The 12,506-nt window shown below is 64.0% G+C and carries 10 protein-coding genes; 6 read left to right on the plus strand and 4 right to left on the minus strand.

The window, feature by feature from the left end; all coding sequences use genetic code 11:
* Position 1: 1 nt before the first annotated feature.
* A complete protein-coding gene (locus AB1A62_RS18450; protein WP_366662946.1) occupies positions 2-898 on the minus strand; it encodes a PhnD/SsuA/transferrin family substrate-binding protein in 897 nt (298 codons plus the stop codon).
* A 410-nt stretch (positions 899-1,308) separates the two neighbouring features.
* Between AB1A62_RS18450 and AB1A62_RS18455 the strand changes: the two genes are divergently transcribed.
* From AB1A62_RS18455 to AB1A62_RS18470, 4 genes are all read left to right on the plus strand, one after another.
* On the plus strand, positions 1,309-5,166 hold the full coding sequence (locus AB1A62_RS18455) for a PEP/pyruvate-binding domain-containing protein (RefSeq protein ID WP_366662981.1): 3,858 nt from the start codon (positions 1,309-1,311) through the stop codon (positions 5,164-5,166).
* A gap of 158 nt (positions 5,167-5,324) precedes the next feature.
* On the plus strand, positions 5,325-5,561 hold the full coding sequence (locus AB1A62_RS18460; RefSeq protein ID WP_366662947.1) for a type II toxin-antitoxin system ParD family antitoxin: 237 nt from the start codon (positions 5,325-5,327) through the stop codon (positions 5,559-5,561).
* On the plus strand, positions 5,554-5,856 hold the full coding sequence (locus AB1A62_RS18465; RefSeq protein WP_366662948.1) for a type II toxin-antitoxin system RelE/ParE family toxin: 303 nt from the start codon (positions 5,554-5,556) through the stop codon (positions 5,854-5,856). The genes AB1A62_RS18460 and AB1A62_RS18465 overlap by 8 nt, the downstream gene beginning before the upstream one ends.
* A 49-nt stretch (positions 5,857-5,905) precedes the next feature.
* Complete coding sequence (locus AB1A62_RS18470; protein WP_366662949.1) at positions 5,906-6,817, plus strand: MurR/RpiR family transcriptional regulator; 912 nt, start codon at positions 5,906-5,908, stop codon at positions 6,815-6,817.
* An 18-nt stretch (positions 6,818-6,835) separates the two neighbouring features.
* Here AB1A62_RS18470 and AB1A62_RS18475 read toward each other — a convergent pair whose 3' ends face one another.
* The 3 genes from AB1A62_RS18475 to AB1A62_RS18485 all read right to left on the minus strand — a co-directional run bounded on the left by AB1A62_RS18475 (position 6,836) and on the right by AB1A62_RS18485 (position 9,401).
* Complete coding sequence (locus AB1A62_RS18475; RefSeq protein WP_366662950.1) at positions 6,836-7,270, minus strand: GFA family protein; 435 nt, start codon at positions 7,268-7,270, stop codon at positions 6,836-6,838.
* Positions 7,271-7,337: 67 nt separating this feature from the next.
* Positions 7,338-8,612, minus strand: coding sequence for a Vi polysaccharide biosynthesis UDP-N-acetylglucosamine C-6 dehydrogenase TviB (gene tviB / locus AB1A62_RS18480; RefSeq protein WP_366662951.1), 1,275 nt, complete (start codon positions 8,610-8,612; stop codon positions 7,338-7,340).
* 105 nt (positions 8,613-8,717) lie between these two features.
* Positions 8,718-9,401, minus strand: coding sequence for a DnaA N-terminal domain-containing protein (locus tag AB1A62_RS18485; protein WP_366662952.1), 684 nt, complete (start codon positions 9,399-9,401; stop codon positions 8,718-8,720).
* A 559-nt stretch (positions 9,402-9,960) separates the two neighbouring features.
* Here AB1A62_RS18485 and AB1A62_RS18490 point away from each other — a divergent pair.
* Positions 9,961-11,265, plus strand: coding sequence for an AAA family ATPase (locus AB1A62_RS18490; RefSeq protein WP_366662953.1), 1,305 nt, complete (start codon positions 9,961-9,963; stop codon positions 11,263-11,265).
* On the plus strand, positions 11,262-12,362 hold the full coding sequence (locus AB1A62_RS18495; protein ID WP_366662954.1) for a ParB N-terminal domain-containing protein: 1,101 nt from the start codon (positions 11,262-11,264) through the stop codon (positions 12,360-12,362). The genes AB1A62_RS18490 and AB1A62_RS18495 overlap by 4 nt, the downstream gene beginning before the upstream one ends.
* The last annotated feature ends 144 nt before the right edge of the window (positions 12,363-12,506 follow it).

Below are 12,506 nucleotides of genomic sequence, written 5' to 3' on the forward strand. Positions count from 1 at the left end.
CCTAAAAGGCCAGGCTGCGCTCCATCGCCCGGCGGATAATGTCATAATCCTGATCTTCCCCCAGCAGGAAGCCGTTCTTCGAAATCCGGCGCACGATCTCCTCGTTCTCCGAGGACAGCATCACCTTGCGCATCGCCTCCAGCACCTGTTCCGGCATATCCGGCGACGCCAGCCAGGGCTTGGTCACATTGTCAAAAGACGCCAGCACCCGGATCGGCACTCCCTTGGCCACCAGTTTCTTGTAGGTGCTTTCTTTCAGCGCCCCCGCGGTATACCTGCCCGCTCCCACAGCCTCGCCAACCAGATCGTGGCGGCCGAGATAGGCGAATTCCAGCAGATCGGCACTGCTGATGCCCGCATCCAGCAGGTATTCCTGCGACAGGTAGCGGCCGATGGTCGACAGTTCGTCGCCGAAGGCAAAGCTGAGACCGGCCAGGTCCGAAACCGATTGAATGGTACTGTCCGAATGGACCACGATGACCCCTTTGAACCGCTTCTGGCTGTTCTGGGATTCCATCGCAATGATCCGGATCTCCGGGTTTTCCTTCATCACATGCACATAGGACGCCGGGCCGAATCTGGAGAAGTCCACCTCGCCGTCAGCCAGCTGGCGGATGCCTTCTTCGTATTCCTTGGCGATCTTCAGCCGGATCGTGACCGGTTCCCCCAGCTCCTCGCTCATCCGCTTGGACAAAAAGGATAGAAAGGGCTGGTATTTTTTGACCGTTGCGGTTGGTTTATCCGCTGCATAGGTGCCGAAAACCAGGTCTGTGCCGGCCAATCCGGCAGCGGGCAGCAGCGCCGCAAGCCAGGCAGCCAGAACCGCGCCGGGGACAGCGTGCCTCAGCCGTTTCCGGGAAAGTTCAATGATACCAAAGGTCCACTCAAACAGTTTCACGAGTCTAGCCTCCTGACTGACATCGGCTGGCACGGCAGGCAGGCCGCGCCCCTTGGTTACATGGCACATAGATAAGAATACAATGTTAACGCACCTGCAATTCTCGGAAAAATTTTGCGGTTCTTTTATTCTTCGGCCTCTATATTAACCCTTCAGTAAGGTTTTCGTAATCTTTTAGGTAAATTCGCCTTAATTTCGGAATATCAGACTCAGCTGGCCCGACAGGAACCACCGTGAAGACTACCCTATTGCCCTCCTGGACCACCCGGTCCCTCCGACTTTCAGCACAAACCATTGTGCTCACTTCGCTTTTGTCAGTGCTCCCTGTTGCGGCCTTTGCCATTCCCTCGCCAGAGCTGGTGATCGGCTCGGTTTCCTCTTTGTCCCAGGTTCTGGCTGTGGGAATTGCCATGATTTCCGGTCTGGGCGCTGTCATCGCGGCGAAACTGGGTTTTACCCCCAAGCCGGGCAACCCGCCGCGCCGCTACCCGGTCAAGCTGATATCCGTTCTTGTTCTGGCAGCCATGGCGCTGGCAGCCGGTAACTATTGGCAATATTCCTCGCATGCGCAGGCTGAGCTGGCAAGGCTGCAGGCCACTTTGACGCGGCCGGCGCAGTTTGACGGCACCACCATCAAGGACGCATCGCTCAAGGAAACCAGCTTCTCCAAGCAGGAGGACCACCCGCTGGCGATGAGCACGGCTGACGCCGCCGCCGCGCTGCAGGACGGCTCCACCCTGTTCTACGACATCCGCGAAACCGGCGAGAACGCCATGGGCACCCTGCCCGGCGCCACCCATATCCGCTTCCCGGACTTCTTGGAGACCCGCCCGGTGCAGCCAGGCCAGAAGGTCGTGCTGTTCTGCCACAACGGCAACCGCTCCTCGGAAACCTGCGCCAAGCTGGCAGCAATGGGCATCGACTGCAGCTTCATTGCGGGCGGCATCGAGAAATGGATCGTCGAGGGCCGCGATTTCTCCGACAAGGACGTGAAGACACTGTCCGACCTGCGCGCGATCCCGGAATACCCGGGCAAGGACGTGCTGCTCAGCACCGCTGATTTCGAGACGCTGCTGACCACCGAGGACCTGCAGATCGTCGACACCCGCTACCCCGGCGATTTCGAGGCCGGCCACCTGCCCGGCGCCGTCAACATCCCGATCCGCAAGATGACCACCGCGGACCTGATGGACCGCATCGCGCAGCTGGACCCGGACAAGCCCACCATCGCCGCCTGCTACGACCGCCGCAGCTGCTTCATGAGCCAGGTGCTGGGGCTGGAGCTGTCGCAGAAGGGCATCGACTTCCGCGGCCGCTACACCCTGCCCTGGGAATACTTCGTCGCGCCCAAGCCCAAGCCGCATGTGCAGGAATGGCTGGCAGACCAGCAGACCGGCCTCTGGGACAAGGCGATCTCGGCGCTGGCAGCCGCCCTGCTGTGGGTGCATGAGCGCAGCCACATCCTGCTGGGCCTCCTGGCGCTGTCGATCGTGACCCGCATCCTGGTGCTGCCGGTGGCGCTGAAATCCGAACGCGACCAGATCATCACCGCCGAGACCGCCGATGAAATGAAGGCGCTGAAGGCGAAACTGGCCCATGACCCGGTGCGCAAGGCGCGCGCGGTACAGGCATTCTATGCCGACAAGGGCCTGACGCCGATGAAAAACCTCACCGCGCTGCTGTTCCTGCCGGTGATGATGCTGGGCGTCTCTGCGGCTCAAGAGGCCAGCGCCTCGCTGCAGACCCCGTTCCTGTGGATGGCCGACCTCGGCGCAGCCGACCCGCTGTTCATCATGCCGGTGCTGTTTTGCGCCCTGGCCGCCGTTTACCTGCTCTGGGCCGTGGCCAAGACCAAGCGCCAGAAAACCCTGTGGATGGTGCTGGGCATGCCTGCGCTGTTTGCCATGGTCTTCACCCTGACAGCCGCCGCCAATGCCTATCTCTGCTTCAGCCTGACGCTGCTGCTGGTGCAGCGCGCCTATGTGACCGGCATGCACCGCAAGCTGGGTGAGGCACTCGCCCTGCGCGCCCACAAGCGCCGCCTTGCCAAGCTGCCGCGCGGCGTGATCCCGATGGGCTATACCGAGGAGCTGGAGCAGGCCGGCAACAAGGCCCTGCGCCTGTCGATCCTGCGCAACGCGGGCCTGCCGGTGCCCGGCGGCGTGATTGTCCGCTCCGACGCGATCCACGATTACCGCGAAATGCCCGATGCCGGGAAAGACGCCTTTGCGGCGCAGGTCTTTGCCCTTGCAGGCGGCAAACCGGTCGCCGTGCGCTCCTCCGCCAGCAACGAGGACGGTGCCGACCAGAGCTTTGCCGGCGTCTTTGAATCGGTGCTGGACGTGACCGCAGACACCATGCGCGCCGCCCTGGACGAAGTGGTGGAAAGCTTCTCCTCCGAGCGCGCCGCCAGCTACTCCGGCGAGGGCGACAGCACCGGCCAGGGCAATATCGTGGTGCAGGAAATGGTGCAGGCGGAATACGCCGGCGTCCTCTTCACCCAGGACCCGATGGCCCCCGGCATGGCGATGATCGAATGGGTCGAGGGATGCGGCGAAGACCTGGTCTCCGGCCGCGTCACCCCGACCAGCCTGCGCTTTGGCCGCTACACCGGCCTGCCTGCGTCCGAGGACCAGGACCAGACCCTGGACATGGCGCCCCTGCTGGCGCTTGGGCGTCAGATCGAGGAAACCTTCGGCTGCCCGCAGGACGTCGAATGGGCATATGCGAACGGTGAATTCCAGATTGTCCAGAGCCGCGACATCACCACGCTCTCCTTGGGCACCGAGCAGGAGCAGACCCGCCTGGCCGAATGGCGTGATCTGCTGGACCGCTACGCGGACGCGGACCCGGATCAGACCATCCTGGAGCAGGACGAAATGTCGGAGGTACTGCCCCGCCCCACCCCGCTCTCCTTCTCGCTGATGAGCGAGCTGTGGGCACCGGGCGGCAGCGTCGACCTGGCCTGCCGCGAGCTGGGCGTGCCCTACGGCCTGCCCGAGGGGCGCGACGGCCACTTGGTCAACCTGTTCGGCAAAACCTATGTCGACGTGGCGCTGAAACAGGGCATGACTTTGAAACTCAGCGCCGCCAAGGCCAAGCAGCTGCGCAAGCAGGCGCATCCGATGATCACCCGCTTCCGCGGCCAGGTGATGCCGGAGCTGAAGAACAAGCTGGCGATCTGGCAGGCCGTGGACTACACCGCCCTGCCCCAGGACAAGCTCTTGGAGGCGATCTCCACCCTCAAGGACATGTTCATCCGCGAGGTCTATCTGGAGGCCGAGAAGATCAACATCCTGGCAGGCTTCACCATGGGCGAAGCAGGCACGGCGGCAGCCGGCGACCCGGCCCTGCGCGCGCACCTGATGCACGCGGAGCTGCCCAACGCGCCGTCCAGCCTGCTGGCCTCCTGCACCGGCAAGGATGCCCGGACACGCGCCATGAAGCTGATGGGCCACCGCTCGATCTTCGACTACGAGCTGTCTTCGCCCCGCTACGCCGAGGCGCCGGCGCTGCTGCATTCGCTGCTCGACAGCACGGTGGAGCCGATCGGCGCGGTGCCGGTCCCGGCCAACCTGCCGGATGAGCTGGACGATACCATCGGCATCGCCATCGCCTATCAGGACCTCAAGGAACAGGCCAAGCACGAGGCGCTGCGCGTCGTCGCCGAACTGCGCCGCGCCCTGCTGGCCCTGGGACAGACCAGCGGTTTGGACGAACTGGTGTTCAGCCTGACCTTCGACGAGGTTCTGGACAGCAACTGGTCCAGCCCGGACGCCCTGCGCGACCTGGCAGAGGCGCGCGCAGAGAAGGAAGCCCTGCGCAAGAAATCCGCGCCGACCGACGTCACCCTCACCCTGCGCGACTGCGAGCTGTTGTCGCTCGGCGCCCAGGCCCAGGCGGGCGACGGCACCATGGGCGGCACCTGCGTCGCAGGCAGCGGCAGCGCCACCGCCCGGGTGTTCTGGATGGAGGACGACAGCTGCATCGACCCCGCGGCCTTTGCAGACTTCCAGGACGGCGACATCCTGGTCTGCCGCATGGTCAACCCGGCCTGGCTGCCTTACGTCCAGCGCTCCGGCGCGGTGCTCAGCGAGGTCGGCGGCTGGCTCAGCCACATGGCCATCGTTGCCCGCGAAAAGGACGTTCTGATGCTGGTCGCCTGCAAGGGCCTCGACAGCCTGAACCACGGCGAGCAGGTGACCGTCAGCGAAGACGGCACCATCCAGCCGCTGGAGGAAAAGGGCCTCAAGGCAGTTTCCGCCTGATCCAACCGGACAGGAACAACAAAAAAGCCCGCAGCAAACAGCTGCGGGCTTTTTGCGCAGGGCGGGCAATCTGCCCGCCATTCCACCGCCCCTTGCACTTTTGGCAAAGATTGCCATATCCTATCCCAGCGACCTGTCCCAGCGAAAGGAGCCCGCCCATGGCCACCATGAATGTCTCTTTGCCGGACCAGATGAAGGACTGGGTCGAGGAACAGGCCCGCACCGGCACCTATGCCAATTCCAGCGACTATGTCCGCGACCTGATCCGCCGCGACCAGGCCCGCACCGCCGCCATAGCGGAACTGCAATCCGCCATCGACGCAGGCCTCGCCAGCGGCCCGGCGGAAACGCTGACAGCCGAAGGTTTCAAGGCCGCCATGCGCCGCAATGGTTGAGCCGCGCTGGCGGATCCGGCCCGCCGCCCGCGCCGACCTTGCCGCCATCTGGCGCTATGGCCTGGAAACCTGGGGCGAAGCACAGGCCGACGCCTATGCCGACAGCCTGTTTGCCCTGTTCGATTTGCTGGCGGACTTTCCCGGAATGGCCCGAGAACGGCACGAATTCACCCCCCCGGTCCGCATCCACCCGTCGGGCGCGCATCTGGTGATCTACCGTCTGGAGCAAAACCGCCCGGATATCATCCGCATCCTGCACGCCCGCCAGGACCTGATGGCGTTCCTGTCGGAATAACACCCGTTCCACTCTTGCCATTTACCGCACATCTGCTCTGATGCGGCGCATGGACCCGCATCTCGACCCCCGGAAAACCGCCCGGCTGATCCAGCATCTGAAGGATCAAATGGACAGCCTGCCCCCCAAGCTGAAAGCGGCGGCAAAATACGTGATCGACAACCCCGGCGACTTCGGCCTCGACACCGTGCGCACCTCGGCCAAAAGGACCGGCATCAGCGCCAACGGCTTTGTGCGCCTCGCCCAGCATCTGGGATATGACACGTTTGAGGCCTTCCGCGCCCCCTTCCGCGCCGCGCTGACCACCACGCATGAGGCAGACCTCGGTCAGGACTGGCTGGACCGGATGCAGGACGAAGGCCCGGCAGGAAAACTGCAGGCTGCCACCGCCCGCAACCAATTGAACATAACCTCCCGCTCCTTGCGGCTGATGACGGCAGAGCGGACCCAGGCCATCGTGGACACGCTGCTCACCGCCCGCCGCAGCTATGTCACCGCCACCCGCTCTTCCTATGCGCTTGCCTATTACTTCCACTACGTCGGCCGCATGGCCCTGCCGTCTCTGGACCTCGTTCCCCGCCACATGGGCGCCGCGCTCGATGATCTCCTGGACATAGGCCCCGAGGACTGCCTGATCGCCGTCACCTTCGCCCCCTACTCCGCCGGCACCATCCAGGCACTGCGGCTGGCGGGCGAACGCGGCGCATCGGTGATCCTGATCACCGACAGCGAGGTCATTGCCCCCGGCATCCGCACCGACCATGTGCTGGCGGTGGCCGCCAACTCGCTGCATCCCTTCGGTGCTATCGGCGGCGCCATGGCGGTGCTGGAGTGCCTGCTCACCCATCTGATCGCGGCCGGCGGCGAAGACGCCCGGCGCCGGATCAAAGCCTACGACGCCCTGCGCCAGGACAGCGGCGCCTATTGGAGCGGCCCGAAACTGCCGCGCGTCGGGGGCTGATCCCCCTGCCACGCGCCCTCAGACATCGCCGTCAATAAACGGGTTCTGCGCCTCCCACTGATCCCGGGTTGCCCGCTTGTGATCCCCCTCCAGCCGCACCGCAGCCATCGCCCGGTCAGCATAGATCTCAGACCGCAGCGGCCAGGTCAGCGCTTCATCAAACAACCCCGGCATCAGGTCATAAGGCCGGCCGTCCTCATCCACATCCCGCATCCACAAATGCGATCCGCAGGTGCTGCAAAACGCCCTCTCGGCAAAGGCAGAGGATTGGTAATGCGCCACCGGCCCCTCAACCGTCACCGCCTCCGCATCAGCCTCGAAGCACAGAAACAGCCCGCCGCTCCAGCGCTGGCACATGCGGCAGTGGCAGGCCCCTGCGCGCGGGTCATGCGCCCCTTCAACACGGATTTTCACGGCGCCGCACAGGCAGCGGCCTTCCAGAACATCACTCATACCCGGTCTCCTTGCTGACATGGGCAAGGATACAGCAATTCAAGCGACTACGGTAAAATTCCCCTTGTCAGAGCCGCAAATCCGCCTCTTCCGGCGCCAGCACATATTTCAGGTCATAGACCAGCGCTCCCTCGGACCCCAAGGCGCGGACCGCCTCCGCCCCCATCGCGCGGAACTCCGAATGCGCCACCGCCAGGACAACCCCGGCATAGGCCCCCTGCCCCGGCTCAGCGACCAGCGGAATGCCGTATTCCTCCTGCGCCTCATCCGGGTCCGCATGGGGATCAAAAACATCCACCACTGCGCCGTATTGCTGCAGCTCACGCACCACGTCGATTACCCGCGTATTGCGCAAGTCCGGGCAGTTCTCCTTGAACGTGAGGCCCATCACCAGCACCCGCGCGCCCGCGACCGGCAACCCGCGCTTCAGCATTGCCTTGACCATCTCGCCCGCAACATAGGCGCCCATGCCGTCGTTCAAGCGGCGGCCCGCCAGCAGGATCTCCGGGTGGTAGCCCAGTTGCTCCGCTTTATGGGTCAGGTAATAGGGGTCCACCCCGATGCAGTGCCCGCCCACCAGCCCGGGGCGGAACGGCAGAAAATTCCACTTGGTGCCAGCGGCTTCCAGCACCGCCTGGGTGTCGATCCCCATCTTGTTGAAGATCTTGGCCAGCTCATTCACCAGCGCGATATTGATATCCCGCTGGCTGTTCTCGATCACCTTGGCCGCCTCTGCCACCCGGATGCTTGCGGCCTTGTGGGTGCCTGCCGTCACCACCTCGCGGTAGAGCGCATCAACCCGCTCCGCCACCTCCGGAGTGGAGCCGGAGGTGACTTTCACCACATCCTTCAGCCGCCGCTGCTTGTCGCCGGGGTTGATCCGCTCGGGCGAGTAGCCCGCAAAGAAATCCGCGTTGAATTTCAGCCCCGACCGCGCCTCCAGCACCGGCACGCAGTCTTCCTCGGTGGCGCCGGGATAGACGGTGGATTCATAGATCACCAGATCGCCGGGTTTCAGCACCCCGCCCACAATGGCCGAGGCCGCCAGCAGCGGGCTCAGGTCCGGGCGGTGGCTTGCATCCACCGGCGTCGGCACGGTGATGATATAGATCGTGCAGTCCGCAATCTCCGCCGGGTCCGAGGTGAAACACAGGAATTCCGCCGCGGCCAGCTCCTCGGGTTCCAGCTCCCGCGTGCGGTCCTCGCCGTTGCGCAGCCCCGCGATGCGGGAGGGATCAATGTCGAACCCCACGACCGCCCGGTGCTGCCCGAAGGCCGCTGCCAGCGGCAGCCCGACATAGCCCAGGCCAATGACACAGATCTTGTCTTGCACGCCGCTCATTTCGGGCTGCTCCTTGTTCCGCGGGGCCTGTCACGCCAGGCCCCCTGCCCGCCCACATAATGCCTTGGCCCCAAGGGGTTCAACCGCAGGCGTGCCGTTTCCGTCTCACGCCTCCACAACAATCGCGGAGACCTCACCATCCACATCACGGCAGGCCGCCAGCAGCCGCGGCATCAGATGCGACATCACGTAATTCGCATGGAACCGGCTCGGCGCCTTCAGCACCAGTCTGCCCCCTGCCCTGCCCGCGCGCTCCAGTCCTTGCACCCAGGAGGCATAGTTGGCCGGGTCTTCCGCATGCAGCACTGCCTTGGCCAGGCTCCACTCATGGCCGTCCGACACATCCGGGGGTGGCGGCACCGCACCGGGCCGCAGCGGCACCACATTCGGCGCAGGCTCATCCGCGCCCTGCATCCGGTGTTCAAAGTCCGGCCCAACGGCGCCCCAGCGCTCCTGCGTGTCCGCCAGCAGCCGCTCCAGGTCTATGCCGTATTCCGTGACCCGCCCGCGGGCGCCCTGGCGCTTCACCACCAGCCAGCCCATGCCGCGAAGCTTCGCCATCTCGCGCTTCACCGTGCGCTCGTCGACATCCCACAGCCGGGCAATCTCCCGCTGCCCGACGGCCAGCTCATCCCGCAGCCAGTTGTAGCGTGCCGTCATCAATGTCATGAAACGCAGAACCAGCTTCTGCGCCCCCTTGCCCTGGCCAAGCGCATAAGCCCCCATCGCCGTGAGGATATCATACTTCAGTGCAGAGGCGTTGCGCCCCGCAGGCCGTTTGGCAAGCATTGCTGCCCCCGTTTCTCCCTCCCTGCCCTCCTGGGCCGGGATATGCTGCCTCAAGTGCTCCCGGACTTGTTTGCCGGGAAATGCGTTGGCCGGGTTTGCCCTGAACTCAACGCTATTCGTTTGTTGTATCTGATTTGCGTCCGGAATTCCGATTCTGTCAAGCGCTGGCGGGAATTGAATTCAACCCTAATCCCTTTTTCGAAAGAAAAATTGGTATCTATGGTATTGGGGGACATCCAGGGTGACCCCTATTTGCGCCAAAATGTCCCCCAATCTGCTGTATCCCGGTCCGGGGAGTCCCCCTAAATCTGGCGTCTGAACCCCAGAAAAAACCAATGAAACGAATCGTTTGGCAGGTGCCTTCCGAATCGCCCTGCGCCTTATTTCACTGGGCCTTCTGCAGATGTGTCCCCGCGGGGACAGGACGCTCTTCCCGACCATATTAGCTTTTGCGTTTTTTGCAAATTCGGCGTAAATGGATATTGAGGCTGAATTAGCGTCCGCAGGAAAATGGACGCCGCCATACATATAAGAACAACGTGCAGATCGAGGAGCAGTGATGTTTACGCACGAAGACCTGTCCAAAATGCAGGCCCAATCATTGAAGATGCAAAGCTGGATCCGCCAGCAAACCTTCTCCCCCGAAATGGAAAAGACCCTGCGCCGGTTCTCCTCCTGGGAGGTGGCGGAGCTGATCTTCCGGGTCAACCAGTCGACCCTGCGCGGGCGGCTGGCCACCGACCCCTCCCTGCCCCAGGGCCATGTCGAGGAGGACGGCCGCCAGCGCTGGTATTCGCTGGAGGAGATTAACGAGCTGCGCCGCCGCATCAAGATCAACCGCAAATCCCTGCTGCCCAAGCGCCCCGCAGGCAAGCGTGCCTTGCGGGTGGCAATCTCCAACTTCAAGGGCGGGGCCGGCAAATCCACCGTTGCGCTGCACTTCGCCCATGCCGCGGCGCTGGACGGCTACCGGGTGCTCTGCGTCGACTTCGACCCGCAGGCGACGCTCTCCCACTCCATGGGTCTCAGCGACGTTACTGAGGATTACACCGTCTGGGGCATCATGGCCCGCGACCTGGTGCGCGAGACCACGCGGATGAACGCGTCGCTGCAGGGGGCTGAGTCCGGCACCGCCTTGCCCCAGCGCCAGCTGCCCGATGCGATCACGGGCATGGGGCTGCAGGATCTGCGCGTGAGCGACTTCGTCAAGCCGACCAGCTGGCCGACCATCGACATCATCCCCTCCTGCGCCAATGCGGCCTTTGTGGAATTCGCCTCCGCCCAGTACCGCCACCTGAACCCGGAATGGTCGTTCTTCGCGGCCGTCTCGCGCTACCTCGATCAGCTGCCGTCTGAGGATTACGACCTGATGATCTTCGACTGCCCGCCCGCCATCGGCTACCAGTCGATGAACGCGGTCTTCGCGGCCGACATGCTCTATATCCCCTCCGGCCCCGGCTACTGGGAATATGACTCCACCACCTCTTTCATCGGCCAGCTGTCCGAGGCGCTGGAGGATCTCTCTGCCTTTAACGGCGTTGTCCCCGCGGGGACATTTGCCCTGCCCAAGGTTTTCCAGGACGTCCGCTTCCTCCTGACCCGTTACGAAAGCGGTAACGATTTGCACCGTGCGATGCGTTCGGCATTTATGAAGGTTTTTGAGGGTAGAATGACGGAGCACCCGATCGAGATGACCCGCGCAGTCGAACAATCGGGCCGCTTCCTGAGTTCCATCTACGAAATCGATTACCGGGACATGACGCGCGAAACCTGGCGGCGCGCGCGGGCGTCGTTTGATCAGGCCTATGACGAATTCAAAGCCTACGCGCTGGAAGCCTGGGAAAACCTGGAGGATGAGGCATGAGCAAACGCAGAGTCTTCGACATCGACTTCACCCCTGATACGGCCGCTGTCCCCGCGGGGACAGCACCGGAAAAACCGGCAGACAAACCCGCTGAATCCCGCCGCGGCCCGATGGCCACCGCGATCTCCGAGAACGCCGATGCGTTGCGCACCCGCGCGGAGGCCGAGCAGAAAATCCGCGACGAAAACGACCGGCTGGCGCATGAGTTTGTGCGGCTGAAGAAGCTGGGCCTGATGGTCGACCGGATCCCGATCGGACGGATCGGCGCGACCAAGCTGATCCGCGACCGCAGGGAGGGGCGCGACCCCGACCTGGACGAGCTGAAGGAATCCATCAAAGCCATCGGCCTGTCGAACCCGATCCGGGTCGAGGAAAGGGAAGACGGCACTTATGAGCTGATCCAGGGCTACCGCCGGCTGCGGGCCTATCTGGAGCTGCTGCGGGAGACGGAGGATGAAGCCTATGAGCATATCCCCGCGGGTCTGGTGGCCAAGGGCGACTCGCTGCAGAGCCTGTACCGCCGGATGGTGGACGAAAACCTGGTGCGCCGGGACATCTCATTCGCCGAAATGGCCCAGCTGGCGCTGAGCTATACTCACGACGGGGGCACCCGGGCGAAGTCTCTCGAAGACGCGGTCAACGACCTTTACGCCTCTGCGGGCCGTCAGAAGAAGATCTATATCCGCCATTTCGCCCAGCTGCTGGGCGCGGTGGGCGATCTGCTGAAATTCCCGGAAGCGATCCCGCGCGCGCTGGGGCTGGAGCTGAGGAAGCGGTTGGAGGCTGATGCGGCTCACATCCCGGAACTGCGGGAGGCGCTGACGCGGGCGAAGGCCGAAACCGAAGAGGCGGAGCTGGAGGTGCTTCGCGGCTTTCTCGAGGGCAAGCGCAAACCTGCGCCCCGCGCAGCTGCAGCACCGCGTCCCGGTGTTGCCAAGACCACCCTGCGCTGCACCGTCCCCGCGGGGACAGTCCGCTGCCAGGCGCGCGACGGCAAGATCGAGATGGCGATGGAGCGCGACTTCTCCGAGATCGACCGGCACAAGCTGGAAGGCGCGATTGCCGCGTTCTTTGCCGCCCTCGAACAGGACGATTGAAGCAGCTGTCCCCGCGGGGACAGCGTCAGAAAAGTGGCTGAGGCCCGGCAGAGATGCCGGGCCTTTTTCATGTCCGCAGGTGGCAAGCGGCGGTGTTTCCGGCATGTGTCCCCGCGGGGACAAGGCAAGGAAAGACGTCTGCTG

It is taken from the genome of Leisingera sp. JC11 (assembly GCF_040704725.1).
GTDB lineage: Bacteria > Pseudomonadota > Alphaproteobacteria > Rhodobacterales > Rhodobacteraceae > Leisingera.